We start from the raw sequence: 20415 nt of genomic DNA, 5'->3' as shown, positions 1-20415 counted from the left end.
CGTAGCTTCCCCAAGCTACGGCTTTTTTTATATAAAACCCCTTGTTTGAAAATCTTCGTGATTAGTAAACTTTATCCCCATTGAAAATAGAATTTTTCACGACTACATAGTCGACTGTGCGAATCGCATCTAAGCTTTTACCGCCAGCGTATGAAATCGATGATTGTAAATCTTGTTCCATTTCCACTAATGTATCTTTCAATAAACCTTTATATTCTACGTACATTTTTTTACCTTCGACGTTTTTCTTTTCGCCTTTTTGGAATTCAGACGCAGAACCGAAGTATTCTTTGAATTTTTTACCGTCTTTTTCAACTGTCACACCTGGTGATTCTTCGTGGCCTGCAAATAATGAGCCGATCATGACCATTGAAGCGCCGAAGCGTACAGACTTCGCGATATCACCGTGCGTACGAATACCACCATCAGCGATGATTGGTTTCGTTGCAGCTTTTGCACACCAGCGAAGTGCTGCTAATTGCCAGCCGCCAGTACCGAAGCCTGTTTTAATTTTTGTGATACATACTTTACCTGGTCCGATGCCGACTTTCGTTGCATCTGCGCCAGCGTTTTCAAGTTCACGTACAGCTTCTGGTGTACCGACATTACCTGCGATAACGAAAGCACCTGGTACAAGCTTTTTAATATGTTGAATCATAGAAATAACAGCGTTTGAATGACCGTGTGCGATATCGATCGTGATGAACTCAGGTGTTAAACCTTTTTCTGCTAGTTCTTCAACGAAAGCATATTCTTCTTCTTTTACGCCAACGCTAATTGAAGCGATATAGCCTTTTGCTTGCATATCTTGAATGAATGCGACACGTTTTTCTGGGTTGAAACGGTGCATGATGTAAAAATAACCACCTGCTGCAAGTTTCTCCGCAATCGTTTCGTCGATAATTGTTTGCATGTTTGCTGGCACGACAGGAAGGCGGAATTTGTGCCCACCTAATTCGATGCTTGTATCACATTCTGAACGGCTGTTTACGATACATTTAGCCGGAATTAATTGAATATCTTCATAATCAAATACGTTATCCATGAAAAAACACTCCTAAAAAGCGAATAATATTTTTTATATTTAATAAATTGTTCGTCCTTTGGTAATTTACAATATTTTGATAACGCTGTCAAACGTTTTTTTGAACATTTGCATAGAAAGCGAAAAAATATACATAAATTGTGCTAAAAAGCAAAAAAATATCAATACTGAAAAGTAAATAAGTGATAATTAACGTCTCATATTCGCTGAAAAATGTGTAAAATCTTTCACTTTTAGTTGTTAGATGTCTGACGTATGAATGGTAGGTGTCGTTGATTAAAACACGTAAATGAGGGTATATTTACACTGAAATGAAAGCCGAATAATGCCGACCACCTATCACAGCTATATTGCTAAAAGTCGAACAACCTAAATATGGAAATTTATTTAGTTTTATTAATCTTTATGGGCATATCGTTTGTGGTGATTAAAGATAGAATTTACAATTTGTGTAAAGGGGGTTTTCAGATGCAAGTGACAGAGACAAAGCGCGCACGCATTGAAAAAGTCGTCGATCAATTATCTAATCGGTTATTAGACATTAGTCACCAAATTCATGCGCGACCGGAAATTGGGAATGAAGAATTTTTTGCGTCGCGAACGCTTATGGATTTATTAGAGGATTTTGGCTTTACGATAGAGCGAAACATTTCAAGCTATGATACAGGATTTATCGCTACATATGCAGCTGAGAAAGATGGCCCGGCAATTGCCTATTTAGCCGAATATGATGCGTTACCTGGCTTAGGGCATGCGTGTGGTCATAATGTGATTGGTACGACTTCTTGTGCGGCAGGAATTGCGTTAAAGCAAGTCATCGATGATGTAGGTGGCGTCGTGAAAATATACGGTACTCCTGCAGAAGAAGGTGGGGTTAATGGCAGTGCGAAAGCAGCGTACGTCAAAGACGGTCATTTCAATGGCGTCGATGTGGCGCTCATGGTGCACCCAGGGGCAGACTCTTACGATACGATTCCGACGCTTGCGGTAGACGTCTTTGAAGTCGAATTTTTTGGGAAGCCAGCACATGCATCGGAAAATCCGCATGACGGCATTAACGCGCTCGATGCGATGTTGCAATTTTATAACGGCATCAATGCGTATCGTCAGCAAATGCTCGATACGGATCGCGTTCATGGTGTTATTTTAGAAGGTGGTCAAGCACCGAATATTATTCCGGAATATACGAAAGCACGCTTTTTCACACGTGCACGCAGTCGTCATCACCTAAACGATTTAACGCGTCGTATTAAAGCGATTGCAGAAGGTGCGGCCCTTCAAACAGGCGCTCGGATGCAATTTAACTTCATTCAAAACGGCGTCGACGACTTTTTTATCAATCGTCAGCTCGATGCGGTATTCCGTTCGTTCGCCGAAAGTCTCGGTGAAAAATTTAGCGACGATGATTTTGGATTCGGCGCAACCGATACCGGGAATGTAAGTCAAGTAGTGCCAACCATTCACCCGCACATTAAAATTGGTTCCTCAACGCTGATCGGTCATACGAAAGCTTTTTGTGAAGCGGCAATATCTACGAAAGCAGATGAAGCGCTTATTTTATCTGCGAAGGCGCTAGCGTTAACAGGATTAGCACTGCTTGAAGACGAAACATTATTAAACAGTATTAAAGCACAACATAAAGAAGTAGTTGAACAACAAACCTTTACAGATTGGAGTATTTAATATGTTAAAACCGAAATATACGATGCGAGATATTTATGGAGATGTTGTCTTTTCTGCACGACCTGCGCATGAAGATAATCCATGGATGCCGAGTCCAGAAAAGTTAAATGCGTTATCTGCACGGGAATCATTAATTGCAGGCGTACCGGTTCTCGTACATGAAGCAACACAAACCGATAAAGCACGTAAAATATTTGAACTAGTAGGATTATCGTTCCCTGAACAACCGTACGTGTACAATTCAAAACAACAATACGATGAAGTGCTGAAAAAATGGAGCGCCGAAAAGCAACAAATCGTTTTGCAATACATTCACGACGAAGATACCGTCGACCGTGACGCGTATTGGATGGACGCGGAGCTATTAAATTATTTAAATAGTAAAGCGTATTTACGCGATATCGTGCCGGACCGTTACGTCGTCGAACGTGAAGTCGTCGAAAGCAAAAATTTAGAACAAGCGCTTGAAAAATGGTCATTACCATTCGTTTTAAAGCCCGGAGATGAAACGCCAACAGCAGGTGGCCATGGTGTGCAAATTTGCCATACTGATGAGCAACTTGCGGTAGCGAAAGGATTATTCTCACAAGAAGGTGCTGAAAAAGTCATCATTGAGAAATACGTTAAAGAGCTCGAAAATTATTCGTGCCAATATGCGTATAGCCCAAAAATTGGTCTACAATATTTAGGGACGTCGGTGCAAATTACCGACGATGAAGGAATGTACGCCGGTAATGTCATGGTCGATAACATTCCAGAAGAAGTTATTCAAGCAGGGCTTGAAATTATGCAAGCAGGTGTGGATAAAGGATACATCGGCATTGCTGGGTTTGATTTATTGTGGACAGAAGATCAAGAAGTGCGGGCAATCGATTTAAATTTCCGCCTGAATGGTTCGACATCGATGTTGATGTACGCGGAATCACTCGGTCATCCGGTAGCGAAGTTTTTCACGTATGACGCGACGACGCCAGATGATAACGAAGCATTTTACAACGTCATTTCAGATTATGTAGCACAAGGTGTGTTACTGCCGTTAAGCTACTATGACGGCGATGTGTTCGATGAGAAGCAAAAGTCGTCATTTGTCTGTATTTGGCACGCATTTTCATTAGAAGATATCGAAAAATATGAAGAAGCGATGTATGCGACGGGACATGTCATTAGTCAGTAAGGACGAGAAGGTGTACGTATTTTTGCGTGCACCTTTTTTCAATTTGATTACAAATATTTAAAAGGAATGAAATCATGATATGATAGAATCAAATATTTAGAAACAAGTGATGAGAGGATTACACACAATGATGGAATTAGAAATGGCAATTAGAGAGTACATGCTTGGTCGCCCAGTCATTAAAATTGAATGCGAAGAAGGCGACACAACAGGGGAAATCGTCGATGCAAATCGTGGTATCATTTACGGTCAAATTGAAGTGTCAGACGAAGGTAAATTAACGAGTTTAATGATCGACATGGAAGAAATTACGGACAACAATGATATTTCTTTAGATGAATACGAAGAACTTTCATTAGACGATCTTAAAGAATTTGCGGAAGAGTTCGCGGAAGAATTTTGTTCAGGCGAACTTCGCTATACGAGCGCACAACAATGGGTAGGCGACTCAGTAATGATTACATTCGAGCAATTCGATCACGAATTGAACTTACCATTACCACATTCAGGTGCGAAAATTGAAATTAACCGCCAAGGGTTCGTCGTATCTGCGACGCTAAACCAAACGTATTACCAACTACAATATCCAGAAGTAAAATTGTCAGCAGAACAAGCGAAAGCAGCAATTGCTGGTCAAATGTTATTAAAACGTGAAATCGAAGAAACACCCGATAGCTTACATATCGTTTATACACCGAAAAGCCGTTTCCAAGCGGTGAGTGTCGATGGCACATTAACAGAAGTGTATAACGTTGATGAAGATGAAGAATTGTCATCAAAACCAGTAGCGCCTGTCGTTTTAACGAAATCACTAAATGAATTACTCGGTATTGAAGATACGATGCACTTAGAAGATGATGGTGAGACGCAAGTATGGACATCACCAGACAATGAACAAATTCAAATTCGCATTGATCGTAGCGACGACTATGAAATCGTCTACGAATCTATTAAGCCATGGGATGAATCAAAGCCTGAATTACCAGTGAGCGAATTAGAAAATAACGCAAAACAATTTTTAGAATTAGTTATTGGCGATATTCATGAGAAATTTGAGCTTGAAGAGCAACTAGACGATGCAGATGATGAGCTAACAGAAGAAGAGCTTGCTTTCTTCCAAGCGCTCGAAGAAGCGGAAGAAGACGATGATGACGATGACGAATTTGATATGGAAAACGATTTCGAGCCGTTCCGTACATTCTCATTTTTACGTCACGTTAAAGGCATTCCAGTAGAAGAATATAACGTACACGTAGACGTTGGTATTTACACAGGGAACATTAAAGATTGTACAGTGACACGCGTGAACGAAATGCTTGTCGATGAATTTTCAGTCGACAACGTTGCGGTCTCATTAGAGCAAGCGAATCAAATCTACTACGATCAATTACAATTACGTCTTGCACGTGCGATTGAAAGTAGCGATGACTTCCCAATTTACACACTCGTTTACGAAATCATTTTCAAAGATGGTCAAATGACGCTTGAGAAAATTGAAAGCAATACAGGCGAAATTATTTTCGAAGAACGCTATATTGAAGAATAATCAAAACCGTACTAGTCGCGAACTAGTACGGTTTTTCTTCTTTAATAAATATCAGAATTTTTAAAATTTTTCGATATAATATAGAAAAGGGGGATTTTACATGATAGGCACGACGGATTTAAATGTTTCTGCATTAATTAGTGATTTAAAGCAGGACAACGAACAAATGCAACAAGTGATGAAAAAAATTCAAAGCATTTCGATGCAGTCCAAAATTTTATCATTAAGAATGTACAAATGGCGCATCGTTTTTTAAAACATACGCTCGATATTTACGAAGTGTATTTTGAATTAATGGTCATTAACTTAGATGGAGATATCGTCGCGACCGCAAAAAATCAACAATTACTCGGTCAAAATATGGCGACGCACGACTGGTTTGAAAAGGTGAGAAAAACAAATGAACCGTACGTGACAGACCTTTATTATTCAGAAACGATTCGAGCATATACGATTAATTATTCGAGTCCGATTCATAATGAACGTGGAGAATTAATCAGCGTAATGTCGACACGATTTAATTGGCAATATGTCATGGAGATTGTTTCACGTGCGAATTTAGGCGACACTTCTCATTTATATATTATCAATCAACAAGGTGACGTAATTGCTTCGAAACGACAAGAAGATATTTTGAATAAAAACTTACGTCATTTTAAGTCGGTGCAAAAATCCATGACGAGTCATGCGAAAAGTGGCTATGAAATGGAACAAAATGACCTAATAGCTTACAGTAAATCTGAAGGGTACAACGCGTATAAAGGGAAAGGTTGGACAGCTATCGTTATCGAAAAAATGCGCTAATATTCGTATTGAAATATAGCTTTATAAATAGGTCTTGACGAAATTTGGGTAACAAAAAAATGATATGAAGTAGAAAAAGTGGTATTTTTTATCGGAAATCAGATAAAAACACCACTTTTTAAATTTTTATAAAAATTTAATTGACAATGATTCTCATTAACTTTATGATGAACTCAATGATTACCTAAATGATAACGTTTATCAATTATACACGATAGGGAGTAATAAAACAGTAGACAAAAAATAGACAAATGGGTATAGATGATATCTCGTTAAAATCAAGTGAAAGGATGATAAGAAATGAAGCGGGCTTATAAGTTGGAAGGAATTATGCGTACACAAATAGGACTTTCAATCGTCGCTAGTTTATCGCTTGTGTTAGCTGCATGCGGTAGTAATGCCGCGACCGACGCCAACACGAGCGCTGAGAAAGTTCATATTTCGACGACAGATCGCAGCGGAAATAAAGTCGAATTAGCAGAGGCACCATCAACTGTCGCAGCATTAAGCCCGGGAGATGCGGAAGTATTACTCGCGCTCGATGCGAATGTTGTTGGGGTGCCAACGATGACTGGTACAATGCCAGAAAATTTTAAAGGCATTACACAAATCGGTAACCCACACTCACCATCATTAGAAAAAATTGCGCAAGTACATGCGGACGTATTTTTCGCACAAGATACGTTCCAACAATATGCGCCAACAGTAGAAAACCAAGGCTCTAAAGTCGTTTATACGAAAGCAGATTCGATTGAGGATATTCAGGAGAATGTGACGTTATTCGGCGATATTTTAGAAAAAGAAGATGAAGCGCAAGCGTTAAACGATGACATTTCAGCGCATGTAGACGAACTCGAACAGCCGAAAGAGAAAGTACGTACATTACTCGTATACGGCGCACCGGGTACATTTTTAGCTGCGCTACCGTCATCGCTTGTCGGTGATATTTTAGAAAAAGCAGGCGGCGAAAATGTCGCTGCTGATTTCCCAAAAGCGGATCAATATCCGAACTACGCCAGCATGAGTACGGAAAAAATTATCGAAGCAAATCCAGAAATCGTTATGCTCATTACGCATAGCGATCCGGACACTGTAAAAGCGGCATTTGAAAAAGAGATGAAACAAAATGCTGCGTGGAAAAACTTAGACGCAGTGAAAGAAAAACGCGTCGTCGTATTGTCAGCTGAACTATTCGGTCAAAATCCAGGGACGAAAATTACGGAAGCGTTAGACGAGATGCAAAAACAATTGGATGAGGTGCGCTAATAGTGGTAGTTCAACAACCTACGACGAAACAGACAGCCCATCCACTCGCGAAAAAGCGTCGTACAACGTTTATCGCACTCCTCATTTTACTCGTCGTGACCGCAACGATTAGCTTGATGGTAGGGCCTGTACGCTTTACACTCGCAGAAATTTGGCACGGTTTGACGGTCAATGATGAAACGCTTGAACGTCGTGTCGTTTGGGAATTGCGTTTTCCACGTGTCATTATCGGCATGCTTGTCGGTGCGTGTTTAGCGATTGCCGGCGCGATTTTACAAGCGATTATGCGTAACCCACTCGCAGACCCCGGTATTATCGGCGTGTCATCTGGTGGTGGGATTGCGGCGATTACCGTCATGATTATTTTTCCGGCGTATTTAAATTTATTACCGATTGCGGCATTCTTTGGTGCCTTCGTTACAGCGTTACTCATTTATTTGCTTGCTTGGAAAGGCGGCGCAACGCCGGTCAAAATTGTGCTCGTCGGTGTTGCCGTTAACGCCATTATGGGAGCAGGCACGAATGCGTTAATGCTACTTTATAGCGACCGCGTACAATCGGTTTTACCGTGGCTTTCAGGCGGCATCGCAGGTGTCGGCTGGTCGCACGTTCAAATGATTACATATTATGCGGTTGGCGCAATTGTCGTTGCATTATGTTCTGTGAAATACATTCGTATTTTACGACTCGGTGATGACGTTGCGCACTTGCTCGGACAGCGCGTCGAAATCATTCGTTTCTTTTTGATTTTATTGAGCGCTCTACTTGCAGGAATCGCTGTAAGTGTTTCTGGCTTAATCGGCTTTGTCGGTTTAGTCGTTCCACATATTTTACGTCTCATCATTGGGACGGATGATCGTTTCCTCGTACCTGCATCTGCACTCGGTGGCGCATTTATCGTCGTCTTTGCCGATATGATTGCACGTACAGTATTCGATCCGATTGAGTTACCTGTCGGCATTTTACTCGCGTTTCTTGGCGGGCCATTTTTCTTATATTTAATTCAACGTAATAGAAAGGGCGATGCACGTGCTTAAAGCAGAACATATTCAATTTGTCCGCAATCCGGCATTTGGTTTAAAAGATATTAACTTGCATATTCCAAAAGGTGAAGTTGTCAGCCTGATCGGTCCAAACGGCTCTGGCAAGTCAACGTTACTACGTGTCATTGCGAATTTATTAAAGCCAGATAGCGGCGACATCGTTTTAAATGATCAAAACATCCAACAAATGTCAAAAAAAGAGTTTCCGAAACATTTGGCGATGTTACCACAAATGAATGATCATCAACTCGATTTAACGGTTGGAGAGCTCGTTGAATTTGGTCGTGCACCATTTCAAAAAGGGTTTGGCAAAATGTCTACAGAAAATCGTGAAATTGTCGATTGGGCATTAGATGTCACAGGCCTAGCACATATGCGCAATCGCTTGTTGCCAAGTTTATCAGGTGGTGAACGTCAACGCGCCTGGATTGCGATGGCTGTAGCGCAACGTTCAAACATTTTACTACTTGATGAACCGACGACGTATTTAGATATTTCACATCAAATGGAAGTGTTAGAACTCGTTAAATACTTAAATGAAACATTTAATATGACGATCGTGATGGTGCTTCACGACATTAATCAAGCGGCACAATATAGCGATCGATTAATCGTCATGAAAGCCGGACAAATTCGTTATAACGGCATTCCACAATGCGTGATGTGTCGTGAAATGTTCGAAACGATTTTTAATATTAATGCGGAAGTACATCGCAACGATGACGGCGTTTATTTCACGCCAATGAGAAGGAGGAGACACGGATAGATGAAGGAGTATATTCGACCATTTATTATTGCGGCACACGGTGATTACGATATGGTCGAGCATTTATTACGTCTCGAACCTTCACTCGTATATGTCGAAATGGATTGGGGCGCAGGCGATGTAGAATCGGGCCTCGCCGCAGCGGCACATACAGGGAATCGCGAAATTGCACAATTGCTAATTGAGCACGGTGCGCCAAAAACATTATTTTCACAAGCGATGCTTGGGGATTTAAATTATGTTGAATTGGCGCTTGAACGAGATCCAGCACTCATTCATGCAAAGGGAGCACATGGCATTTCACTTATTCGCCACGCACAACATGGCGGGTACGAAGCGGAGCCTGTGTATGCATATTTAAACCAGCTACTAGAAAGGGAGAAATTACAATGCCAATCAAATTAGAAAACATTATTCGTACGAAAAAGGGGTTTGGCGAAGCAGTATCAAAACGATTTGCAGTACCGAAAACAGTTGCTTCATCTAAAGGTTTTTTACGTATGGAAGTATTAATCAATGAAAAAAATCACGAATACGATGAAGTGAAAATTACGACGAATTGGGAAACGAAAGCAGATTTTAACGCTTGGTTCACATCAGAAGAAGCGACAAATACGCATAAACGCGTCGTGAAAGAAGAAAACTCTCCGATGCTCGGTAATGAAGTCCGCATTTATGACATTCAATACGAACACTTACCAACCGTAACAGCTGAATAAGCGAATTGAGAAAGAGGCATTGCGCAAAATCGCGATGCCTTTTTTTCGTTGGTCGAATGAAAAAGACGTAAATATTTTAATATGATAAGATACAAAGTAGAGTACATGTTTAGGGATGGGAGTCTATATGTTTCAAACAAAATATCATTTTTTGAAATCACAATGGCTTTGGATTGCCGTCGTTGCAATTGTGACAGCGATATTCGGTGAAGTAAAATTGATGCCATTTAGCAGCACCGAAAACTTTCGCTTCGCGCTCGGCAGTATCGTTTTTCTTCTACTATTATTAGTCCGTCCAATTAAAGCGGTTATTGTGACTGGAATTGTAACGGGAGCAGTGACGATTGCACTGCGAACGGTAACAGAAATGAACAACAATAGCGCGGTTGCCGATGCACTTGTGAACAATTATCCAGCATTCTTCTATTATATTGTGTTTGCATGTTTGTTTAAGTTGTTTAACTTACGTGCGTACATGAATGAACCACTACGGTTAGGGTTTTTAGCTGCATTGACGGAATTTTTAAGCAATAGTGCCGAACATATTCTGCGCTTTTTATTAATTCCTGATATTTCGCTAAATGTGCTCGATTTCGTGCTCGTTGCATGTGTCGCGGTATTCCGAAGCTTTTTTGTCATTGGTATTTACAGTACCGTTATTTTGTCGGAGCAACGCAAACATCTCCAAGAACAACTAACGCGCGGCTCGGATTTATACGTGGAAGCTCTTTATTTACAAAAGTCGATGAACCATATCGAGCAAATTATGGCTGAAAGTTATGAACTGTATCGCGCGTTAAAAAAAGACTCGCAACGAAAACTAGGGTTAAAAGCGCTTCATATTGCACAAGAAATTCATGAAGTGAAAAAAGACTCGCAACGCATTTTTTCAAGCATTTCTGATATGACGATGCATAAGACGGGGGAGTATTACATGTTGTCTGATGTGATGAACCTCGTCGAAGTCGCGAACGAAAAATACGGTCGAATGCTCGGTAAGCAAGTAATGTTTCATGTGGAACAATCAATCGACTTCAATACGAATCAACATATTCCGCTGTTGGCGATTTTAAATAACATCGTCGCGAACGGTATTGAAGCGATGAAAGACAGCGGCGATATTCGCTTGTCGGTGACACAACATGGAGACGATATCCAATTTACGATTGAAGATAACGGAAAAGGAATTCCGAAAGAAGATCTAGATATTATTTTTGAACCAGGCTATACGACGAAATATAACGAACAAGGTGTCGCAGCGACTGGAATTGGATTGTCTCACGTTCGAGAAGTCGTCCGCACATTAGCAGGAACGATTCGCGTGGAACTACCAGAGAAAGGAACGATGTTTATTGTTCACATACCGATTCAAATGATTTTGCAAAAGGGGGCCAAATAAATGCGCTATTTTATAGTTGATGATGATGCGGCAAGCCGTCGTATGTTAAAGCAAATTATATTAGAAGGAGATATGGGGGTTGTGCTAGGAGAAGCAGATAGCGGTGAAAATGCGCTTGAACCAATTTTAGCGAGTGACCCTGACTTCGTATTAATCGATTTATTAATGCCAGATTTAGACGGGATCGAAACGATCGATCAATTAAGACGACAAGGATTTAAAGGTCATTTTATTATGATTTCACAAGTCGTCAATAAAGAGATGGTCGGCGAAGCGTACGAGAAAGACGTCGAATTTTTCATTCATAAACCGATTAATCGAGTTGAAGTGCAAAGCATTTTACGAAAAACGAGTGAGCGTTTCATTTTGAAAAAATCGTTGCTGACGATTCGCAAGTCGATTTTACACTTTGAAGAAGAAACGAAAGAGGAAACACATTTAACGATTAAAGATATCGTGCTATCGATTTTAAGCGAGATGGGTATCGTTGGTGAAGTCGGCAGCGATGACATCGTCAAAATGATTATGCTATTAGCAGATCGTGAAGGACATTCGATGCAAGTACCATCGTTAAAAGGGTTATATGAAGAAATTGCTTCGCAAACGAAATTTAGTGGTGTCGATATCGCGAAGGAAAGCAAAGCAATCGAACAACGTATTCGTCGTACTGTATTGTCAGCGATGAATAATATTGCCACACTCGGCGCTGTAGACTATACGAATCCAGAATTTGAGTATTATGCACCTCGTTATTTTGAATTTTCGGAGATCCGCACAATCATGCGAGAAATACAAGAAAACGGTTACATGCCGAAGAAGGTAAAAGTGAATATCAAAAAATTCATACAAGTACTATTTGTTGAATCTATGGATAAATTTAGGAAAAAACCGTCAAAATAGCGCTTTTTCAATCTCGAAAATAGATATAATACATGGTTATCATCAAGAAAAACTATGAAGAAATAATTATTTTGAAAATTTTATTTAATAAAACTGTCGGATAATGTCGGATTTTATAAGAGAGGTATAGAATAAGATTATAGTTTTTTATGTAGATATGAAAAATAATTATATACTCTGTTAGGAGGCTTCATAGATGGAAAAGAAAAAGCGTAAAAAATTGGGCCTAGCTTGGCAAATTTTAATCGGTCTTATTCTTGGTGTAATCGTTGGTGCAATATTCTATGGCAACGAAAACATTACGAAATATGTTTATCCACTAGGAACGATCTTCATGAGCATGATCAAAATGATCGTTGTTCCAATTATCGTTTCAACACTAATTGTAGGTGTCGCAGGTCAAGGTTCATTACATCAAGTTGGTAAACTTGGTATCAAAACACTTGTGTACTTTGAAATTATTACAACAATCGCAATTATTTTAGGGATTTTCTTAGCGGACATTACGAAATTTGGTGTTGGCGTTAATATGGAAGATCTTTCTAAAGGTGATATTTCTTCTTACGTCAATTCTTCAGAAGAAATGGCGAAAGAACACCACGGTATTATGGATACGATCGTCAGCATCGTTCCGACAAACATCGTTTCATCAATGGCAGCTGGTGACATGCTACCAATCATCTTCTTCTCTGTATTATTCGGGCTAGGTGTAGCTGCAATCGGTGAAAAAGGTAAACCTGTACTAGCATTCGCACAAGGCGTTGCAGACGCAATGTTCTGGGTAACTAACACAATCATGAAATTCGCGCCAATCGGTGTATTCGCATTAATCGCAAACACTGTGGCAACGTTCGGTTTATCTTCATTAATTCCATTAGGTAAATTAATGATTCTTGTATACTTCGCGATGATCTTCTTCATCGTTGTCGTATTAGGTATTACAGCTAAAATCGTTGGCTTAAGCATTTTCCGCATTATGAAAATGTTAAAAGACGAATTAATTTTAGCTTACTCAACTTCAAGTTCTGAATCAGTATTACCACGTATTATGATTAAAACTGAAAAAGCTGGTGTACCGAAAGATATCGGTTCATTCGTAATTCCAACAGGTTATTCATTCAACCTTGATGGTTCTACACTATACCAAGCAATCGCAGCTTTATTCATCGCACAAATGTACAACATCGATTTATCATTAACAGATCAAATCATTTTAGTATTAACATTAATGGTGACATCTAAAGGTATCGCAGGTGTTCCAGGGGTATCATTCGTTGTACTTCTTTCAACACTTGGTGCAGTAGGTATTCCATTAGAAGGTTTAGCATTCATCCTTGGTGTTGACCGTCTACTAGATATGATGCGTACAGTTGTTAACGTATGTGGTAACACATTAGCAGCATTCGTAATGGCGAAATGGGAAGGCCGTCTTGATATGGATAAGTACAACAACTACTTTGAAAATGAAGCAGCTGAACTAGCAGCTAAAGAAGCCGCTAAAAAACACTAATTAAAAACGTACAAAGACATCGCTTCGGCGGTGTCTTTTTTTTGACATTTATCGGACATAAAGCAATGCTACAATCAACAGACGATGAATAAAGGTGGGATTTTTGATGGAAAAAATTTTAATCGTAGAAGATGAATTTGCGATTAGCCAAGTGCTCAAAGCGTATTTAGCGAAAGTGCAATTTTTAACGGAACAGGCGTATACAGGAACGGAAGCGTTAGCGAAATTCCATGCGTGGCAACCGGACTTAGTGTTGCTCGATGTGATGTTGCCTGAAAAAAGTGGGTGGGACGTACTCGCGGAAATCCGAAAAACGAGTCAATGCCCAGTCATTATGTTAACGGCACTCGGGGACGTACAATATCGACTAGACGGATTAAATGGTGGCGCAGATGACTATATTGCGAAACCGTTTGAAGGAGAAGAAGTCATCGCACGCGTCAAAGCAGTATTGCGCCGCACGATGGTCGAAAGTGGCCCGAAAAAACAATTTGGCACGTTAGAAATCAACGTGCAGTCACATGAAGTTTTTTTAAATGGTTATGAAATCGAATTAACGCCGCGAGATTTATCGGTGCTCATGTTTTTAGCGGAACATCCAAACCAAACGTTCACGCGTGAACAACTAATCGAAAACGTCTGGGGCTGGGAATATGAAGGAAGCGACCGCGCAGTGGATTTAGCGGTCAAACGATTACGCCGCGCGCTGGCAGATTGGCCTGAGACACAAGGTGAAATTCGAACGTTACGCGGTTTAGGATATCAGTTACATGTTCAAAAATAAACGTCGTACGCCAAAGCGTGTTCCACTGGCACGTTATTGGACGATGCGATATTTAGCTGCGTTAATTGTCGGATTGTTAATCGTTGCGTTTATTTCCGTCACGTGGTTGAAGCACAACACGCTTATGAACCGCGTCGACATGTTAGAAGTGATGGCAGATGAGATGGCGAGTAGCATTTCATTTTCATTAACGAATCCACACGAGGCACCGGGTATTTTCCGCGAACGCACACCGCTTTCGAACTTAGGGATTAATCCTAAAATTTATATCGTTGATGAAAAAGGGTCGATTTTATCGAGCAATGAGCCGAAAAATATGCCACGACAAAATGACGACATGAAGCCGATGCTACCAAATAGTCCTGTCGCGCTTTATACCGATCACATTCCGAAAAAACTTATGACGTCAAAAGAAGATATTATACAGTTTGTCGTATCAGATGGCGGCGAGGAATATTATGCGGTTCGCAAAACGATTACCGATAGTGACGAAAAAATTGTCGGATATGTCATTGTAATGGAATCTAAAAAAATACTCGCGCATGTAGACCAAGAATATACACAGTTAGCGATCATTATTTTATCGCTTGCTTGCATCGGTACATTGGCGATTTATTTATTGTCACGCCGCTTATCGAAACCGATTAAAGATGTCGCAAAAGCAGCACAACAAATTAAAGATGGCAACTATGATGTTGCATTATCAATGGATGTAAAAGAACAAGAAGTGTACGAATTGCTCGATTCGTTTCATGAAATGGCGAGTCGGTTGAAACAATTAGAAGCGACGCGTACCGAGCTACTTGCAGGTGTGACGCACGAATTGAAAACACCTGTGACAGCGATTAGTGGCTTATTGCAAGCTGTAAAAGATGATGTCGTCTCTGGTGATGAAGAAAAAGCGTTCGTCAAAATGGCACTAAGTGAAACGACGAAATTGAAAACGATGGTCGGTGATTTACTCGCTTTTAACTCATTTGCGGTTAATGCGATACCTGTCAATATTCAAGCATATGATATTAACCATTATGTGAAGGAATCCATCATGCTATGGTCGATGTCGCAGCAAGATGACAACGTGCAAGTAGAAACAGAATTGCTACAAACGACGCAACTGTTACCGCTAGACGGCGTTCGCTTCCAACAAATTTTGACGAATCTTTTAACGAATGCCAAGCAAGCGATGGACGGTGCTGGACGTATCAACGTTACGTTAATCGATGATCCGCAATTTATTCGCATGCGCGTAACTGATGAAGGAAAAGGCATTCCTGAAGCGGAGCAACCATTTATTTTCGAACGTTTTTATCGCGGTGAAAATAAAAAGTATGCAGTACGTGGTTTAGGGCTCGGTTTGGCGTTAAGTAAAATGATGGCGCAATCGCTCAAAGGTGATTTGAAACTAGTGAAAAGTAATGAAACAGGTACGACGTTTGAAGTGAGTTTAGCGAAGCAATTAGAAGAAAATTAAATTTTAATCGCGCGATGTGCTGACATTTTGCTGACACATTCGCCCATTATGATAAATGTATAGAAAAAAGGAAAAGGCGTTTCATTGTTGAATCAATCAAAACGAAAAACGACTGTCATTACAGCTATTGCGTTGATGATTTTAATTGTGATCGGTGTCGTCATTTATGTCCTTGTCGGTAGCGATAAAGGATACGTCGCAAAAGTCGGCGATGTAAAAATTACACAAGATGAATTAACAGATGCAATGCAGATTCCTCAGACGGCGGTGACTTAGGTTACTTTGCGAAAGCTGATATGGATGAAAACTTTGCAGAAGCTGCATTCTCGATGAAAAAAGGCGACATTTCAGCGCCAGTTAAATCATCATACGGGTACCACATCATTCATGTAACGGGTGTGAAAGCAGCGAAAAAAGCAACGTACGATGACGTGAAAGATGACATTCGCGAAGCATATGTTACAGAACAAATGAATGCGAATTATACGACATGGTTACAAGGACTTGAAGCGGATTATAAAATTGAAAACACGCTAACAAGTACAACTGAACAATAACGACTAGGGCGGCGACTAGTATCGGATTAGAAGCCAACTATGAAGAGTAGCGTCGCCCTATAAAGATAGCCATTCGCGCTTTGAACTTGAAAGCAATGAGGCTTTACATGTTACCGCAACTATAGATCAAACGATCGTCCACTCATTTGATCTCTACGAGCAGTCATGCGCGAGTGGCAATATGAGACATTTTTCTAAGAAGCCATATTGCGCGCTATCGATTATCTGTTGTCGTGTAACGAGTTGATCTTAACGTCCACTAAGATCGACTTCCGCACACATTACGCGACAACAACATATATATAGGAATGATTTGTACGTCCACACAAATCATTCAACAAACTATACGATTGCTCGCAATTGCGAGTCATCTATTTTTTTCATCCTGCTCATAAGCAGTGATAACCCACCCAATTTATATTTACGCTTGGAAAAAACCATCTAACACTGGAGAGCACACCAGTTGGATAGATGGTTTTTTCCCGTTTCATCGATATACTAGATATGAGGTGAAATCATGACAGAAAGAACATTTGAAAAGCAATTAGGCATTCAAACGTTTCAAGACGAACCGAGCATCATATATGCGGCGGAAAATCATGCGTACGAACCGACGTCATATGATGTACTCGAGTTGCTCGCAAATGAATTGACGGTAACTGAAACGGACCATTTTATCGACTTTGGTAGCGGGAAAGGGCGCGTGCCGATTTATATGAATTACCGTTTTGGCATCCCTGCAACAGGTGTAGAGTACAACGCATTGCACGTCGAAGTAGCGAATATGAATCGTCATTTATATTGTAAAAAGCATGGGGAACGGCCGGTTGCATTTCGCCATGAACTCGCACAACATTACCGCATTCAAAAATCAGATTCTATTTTTTTCTTCTTCAATCCGTTCAGCCCAGACATTTTTAAAACAGTGCTTACAAACATCGAAGCGTCTTATGAAAAACATCCGAGACGTATGACGATCATCGTTTATTTTCCGATGTTCGAGTATATCGACTTGCTAGATTGGTCGAGTTTTCAATTTGTAAAAGTATGTTTAATGCCACCATCGCTCATCGCATCACCAAATGATCGATTATGTATTTATGAAAAAATATAATATTGTATGAGCGGTATCATTGTAAAAAGTTTCACAACTTGCACGGCGTTTAAATGATTTTCCGTCAAATGTAAATGATAGGACAAGTGATATGCTTGTCCTTTTTAGATGCGGGTAAATAACTAAAAAGGAGGTTTTTAATATGGTTGAACGTGTCGTCGCGACAGATGAAGCATTGAAAGTAATTCAACAGCTGAAGGAAAATCACGGTGCGCTCGTCTTTCATTTATCAGGCGGTTGCTGTGATGGTACGGCACCGATGTGTTATGAGGAAGGTGAGTTTAAAGAAGGTAGCGTCGATTTATTGCTCGGTAAACTCGATGGTGACGTGTCATTTTATATGCATGAAAGCTTGTATGAATATATGAAGCATACGCAAGTAATCGTAGATGTGACGAATGGAATGGGCGGCTTTTCGTTAGAAGCGGAACTCGGAAAAGCATTTTTAACACGTAGCCGACCTTTTACAGATGAAGAGGAAAAACAATTAGCACAAATCCAGTAGGCAATGATTTGAAAAAAATGCGATTTTAGTAGATAATGAAAGCATGAAACAGAAATTTCTGTTTTTTTAAAAATAGTATAGTAAGGGAGCGAGCTTAATAATGATTTATGCAAATCCAAATACAGATGGCGCAGTAGTTAATTTTAAAGAGCAGTACGAAAACTTTATTGGTGGTAAATGGACACCGCCAGTAAAAGGCGAGTACTTCGACAACGTAACACCTGTTACAGGTGAAGTGTTCACACGTGCACCGAAATCAACGGCGGAAGACATCGAGCTAGCACTTGACGCGGCACACGCGGCAAAAGAAGCTTGGGGTAAAACGTCTGCAGCAGAACGCGCAAATATCTTAAACAAAATTGCGGATCGTATTGAGGAAAACCTTGAGCTAATCGCAGTTGCGGAAACGTGGGATAACGGTAAAGCCGTTCGCGAAACGTTAAATGCAGATATTCCGCTAGCAGTAGATCACTTCCGCTATTTCGCTGCAGCTATTCGCGCTCAAGAAGGTAGCATTACGCAACTTGATAACGATACAGTTGCTTATCATTTCCAAGAGCCACTAGGGGTAGTCGGCCAAATCATTCCTTGGAACTTCCCAATTTTAATGGCTGTTTGGAAACTCGCTCCGGCGCTAGCAGCAGGTAACTGTGTCGTATTAAAACCGGCAGAGCAAACACCAGCTTCTATTTTAGTGCTAATCGAGCTAATCGAAGACTTACTACCACCAGGTGTTGTCAACGTTGTCAACGGCTTTGGTGCAACAGTAGGTAAAGCACTTGCGACAAACAAAAAAATCTCAAAAGTAGCATTTACAGGTTCAACGGCTGTTGGTCGTTTAATTATGCAATATGCAACTGAGAACATTATTCCAGTAACTTTAGAATTAGGTGGTAAATCACCGAACATCTTCTTCGAGGATATTATGGACGAAGACGATGAATTTTTAGATAAAGCAGTAGAAGGTCTTGTCATGTTCGCACTGAACTCAGGTGAAATTTGTACTTGTCCATCACGTGCAATCGTACAAGAATCAATCTACGAAAAATTCATGGAGCGTGCGATTGAACGCGTTAAAGCGATTAAAATCGGTAACCCATTAGATACAGAAACGATGATGGGCGCTCAAAACTCTAATGAGCAACAAGAAAAAATCAAATCGTACTTACAAATCGGTAAAGATGAGGGGGCAGAAGTGTTAGTCGGTGGCGAAGAGAACAAGTTAGATGGCGACCTAGCAAATGGTTTCTACATCCAACCTACAATCTTCAAAGGTCATAACAAAATGCGTATTTTCCAAGAAGAAATCTTCGGTCCAGTTTTATCGCTAACAACATTTAAAGATTATGATGAAGCGATTGAAATTGCGAATGATACAGAGTACGGCTTAGGTGCTGGTGTATGGTCTCGTTCAGGCGATATCGCTTACCGTGCAGGCCGCGCGATTCAAGCGGGCCGCGTATGGACAAACACATACCACCAATACCCAGCTGGTGCTGCCTTCGGTGGTTATAAACTTTCAGGTATCGGTCGTGAAAACCACAAAATGATGTTAGATCACTACCAACAAACGAAAAACTTACTTGTTAGCTACAACCGAAAGCCTCAAGGTTTCTTCTAAACCGAAAGGAGAGGAAACAACATGGTCGAACGTGTTGTTGCAACCGATAAAGCGATAGCGTTAATTAAGTTTTTAAAAGATAAATACGATCAGCCTTTTGCATTCCATCAGTCAGGTGGGTGCTGTGAAGGGTCGAAACCGCTTTGCTTGTTACAAGAAGATTTTAAGCCAGGGCAAATTGATGTATTGCTCGGTTATGTAGACGGCGATGTGCCGTTTTACATGCATGAAAACTTGTACAATTATTCAAAACATACACAACACGTATTAGATGTTGTCGACAGTTTTGGTAGCGGCTTTTCGATTGAATCGATTGAAAATAAGAGCTTTCTCATTCGTGCACGCGTCTTTACTGACGAAGAATACGAAGAAGTGAAGCAAATTATCGCGAATGAAAAAGCAGTGGGTTAACCCACTGCTTTTTTTGTGAAAAAATTTGTCTAAATTGTGAAGCTTATTGTTTGAATTAGTACAGATTAATATATATGATGAATACAGATGAAAAAGA

General features: G+C 40.4%; 22 protein-coding genes. 21 read left to right on the top strand and 1 reads right to left on the bottom strand.

Annotated elements, in window-relative coordinates; translation table 11 throughout:
- Positions 1 to 61: 61 nt before the first annotated feature.
- Complete coding sequence (gene guaC, locus KMHG_RS14270) at positions 62 to 1045, bottom strand: GMP reductase (protein ID WP_010290505.1); 984 nt, start codon at positions 1043 to 1045, stop codon at positions 62 to 64.
- A 468-nt stretch (positions 1046 to 1513) separates the two neighbouring features.
- Between guaC and KMHG_RS14265 the strand changes: the two genes are divergently transcribed.
- The 21 genes from KMHG_RS14265 (at position 1514) to KMHG_RS14165 (ending at position 20318) form a co-directional block, all read left to right on the top strand.
- Positions 1514 to 2728: a M20 family metallopeptidase gene (locus KMHG_RS14265; RefSeq protein ID WP_010290504.1), complete on the top strand. Its 1215-nt coding sequence runs from the start codon at positions 1514 to 1516 to the stop codon at positions 2726 to 2728.
- 1 nt (position 2729) lies between these two features.
- Positions 2730 to 3902, top strand: a complete 1173-nt coding sequence (ldmS, locus tag KMHG_RS14260; protein WP_010290502.1) for an L-aspartate--L-methionine ligase LdmS — start codon at positions 2730 to 2732, stop codon at positions 3900 to 3902.
- A gap of 127 nt (positions 3903 to 4029) precedes the next feature.
- A complete protein-coding gene (locus KMHG_RS14255; protein WP_010290500.1) occupies positions 4030 to 5448 on the top strand; it encodes a YcdB/YcdC domain-containing protein in 1419 nt (472 codons plus the stop codon).
- A 100-nt stretch (positions 5449 to 5548) separates the two neighbouring features.
- Positions 5549 to 5704 (top strand): hypothetical protein, encoded by a 156-nt coding sequence (locus KMHG_RS19170; RefSeq protein ID WP_154647382.1) that lies wholly within the window; start codon positions 5549 to 5551, stop codon positions 5702 to 5704.
- Positions 5686 to 6252 (top strand): cache domain-containing protein, encoded by a 567-nt coding sequence (locus KMHG_RS14245; RefSeq protein WP_010290499.1) that lies wholly within the window; start codon positions 5686 to 5688, stop codon positions 6250 to 6252. The genes KMHG_RS19170 and KMHG_RS14245 overlap by 19 nt, the downstream gene beginning before the upstream one ends.
- Before the next feature lie 300 nt (positions 6253 to 6552).
- Entirely contained in the window at positions 6553 to 7518 is a 966-nt protein-coding gene (locus KMHG_RS14240) for an ABC transporter substrate-binding protein (protein WP_010290498.1), read from the top strand.
- Complete coding sequence (locus KMHG_RS14235; RefSeq protein WP_147608245.1) at positions 7518 to 8555, top strand: FecCD family ABC transporter permease; 1038 nt, start codon at positions 7518 to 7520, stop codon at positions 8553 to 8555. The genes KMHG_RS14240 and KMHG_RS14235 overlap by 1 nt, the downstream gene beginning before the upstream one ends.
- Positions 8548 to 9327, top strand: coding sequence for an ABC transporter ATP-binding protein (locus KMHG_RS14230; RefSeq protein WP_238984698.1), 780 nt, complete (start codon positions 8548 to 8550; stop codon positions 9325 to 9327). Before KMHG_RS14235 ends, KMHG_RS14230 begins: the two co-directional genes overlap by 8 nt.
- Positions 9328 to 9732 carry an ankyrin repeat domain-containing protein gene (locus tag KMHG_RS14225; protein WP_010290494.1) on the top strand — a complete coding sequence of 135 codons (405 nt, stop codon included), beginning with the start codon at positions 9328 to 9330 and terminating at the stop codon, positions 9730 to 9732.
- Positions 9717 to 10046, top strand: a complete 330-nt coding sequence (locus KMHG_RS14220) for an antibiotic biosynthesis monooxygenase (protein ID WP_010290492.1) — start codon at positions 9717 to 9719, stop codon at positions 10044 to 10046. Before KMHG_RS14225 ends, KMHG_RS14220 begins: the two co-directional genes overlap by 16 nt.
- A gap of 127 nt (positions 10047 to 10173) precedes the next feature.
- A complete protein-coding gene (locus KMHG_RS14215) occupies positions 10174 to 11445 on the top strand; it encodes an ATP-binding protein (protein WP_010290490.1) in 1272 nt (423 codons plus the stop codon).
- Positions 11446 to 12345: a response regulator gene (locus KMHG_RS14210; RefSeq protein WP_010290488.1), complete on the top strand. Its 900-nt coding sequence runs from the start codon at positions 11446 to 11448 to the stop codon at positions 12343 to 12345.
- 196 nt (positions 12346 to 12541) lie between these two features.
- Complete coding sequence (locus KMHG_RS14205; protein WP_010290485.1) at positions 12542 to 13855, top strand: cation:dicarboxylate symporter family transporter; 1314 nt, start codon at positions 12542 to 12544, stop codon at positions 13853 to 13855.
- A 106-nt stretch (positions 13856 to 13961) separates the two neighbouring features.
- A complete protein-coding gene (locus tag KMHG_RS14200) occupies positions 13962 to 14639 on the top strand; it encodes a response regulator transcription factor (protein ID WP_010290484.1) in 678 nt (225 codons plus the stop codon).
- Entirely contained in the window at positions 14626 to 16110 is a 1485-nt protein-coding gene (locus KMHG_RS14195) for a sensor histidine kinase (protein ID WP_010290483.1), read from the top strand. Before KMHG_RS14200 ends, KMHG_RS14195 begins: the two co-directional genes overlap by 14 nt.
- An 87-nt stretch (positions 16111 to 16197) precedes the next feature.
- On the top strand, positions 16198 to 16386 hold the full coding sequence (locus tag KMHG_RS14190; protein ID WP_147608243.1) for a SurA N-terminal domain-containing protein: 189 nt from the start codon (positions 16198 to 16200) through the stop codon (positions 16384 to 16386).
- A 20-nt stretch (positions 16387 to 16406) separates the two neighbouring features.
- The gene (locus KMHG_RS14185) at positions 16407 to 16667 is read left to right on the top strand and encodes a peptidylprolyl isomerase (protein ID WP_010290481.1); all 261 of its coding nucleotides are present in this window, start codon (positions 16407 to 16409) and stop codon (positions 16665 to 16667) included.
- Positions 16668 to 17184: 517 nt separating this feature from the next.
- A complete protein-coding gene (locus tag KMHG_RS14180) occupies positions 17185 to 17781 on the top strand; it encodes a methyltransferase (RefSeq protein ID WP_010290480.1) in 597 nt (198 codons plus the stop codon).
- A gap of 142 nt (positions 17782 to 17923) precedes the next feature.
- Positions 17924 to 18286 carry a DUF779 domain-containing protein gene (locus KMHG_RS14175; protein WP_010290477.1) on the top strand — a complete coding sequence of 121 codons (363 nt, stop codon included), beginning with the start codon at positions 17924 to 17926 and terminating at the stop codon, positions 18284 to 18286.
- A gap of 100 nt (positions 18287 to 18386) precedes the next feature.
- The gene (exaC, locus tag KMHG_RS14170; RefSeq protein WP_010290472.1) at positions 18387 to 19907 is read left to right on the top strand and encodes an acetaldehyde dehydrogenase ExaC; all 1521 of its coding nucleotides are present in this window, start codon (positions 18387 to 18389) and stop codon (positions 19905 to 19907) included.
- A 21-nt stretch (positions 19908 to 19928) separates the two neighbouring features.
- Positions 19929 to 20318, top strand: a complete 390-nt coding sequence (locus KMHG_RS14165) for a DUF779 domain-containing protein (RefSeq protein WP_010290471.1) — start codon at positions 19929 to 19931, stop codon at positions 20316 to 20318.
- Positions 20319 to 20415: the final 97 nt, after the last annotated feature.

This window comes from Kurthia massiliensis (assembly GCF_000285555.1).
GTDB classification, from domain to species: domain Bacteria; phylum Bacillota; class Bacilli; order Bacillales_A; family Planococcaceae; genus Kurthia; species Kurthia massiliensis.
The sequence above is the reverse complement of the archived record's forward strand: the minus strand, read 5'-3'. Positions and strand labels throughout refer to the sequence as shown.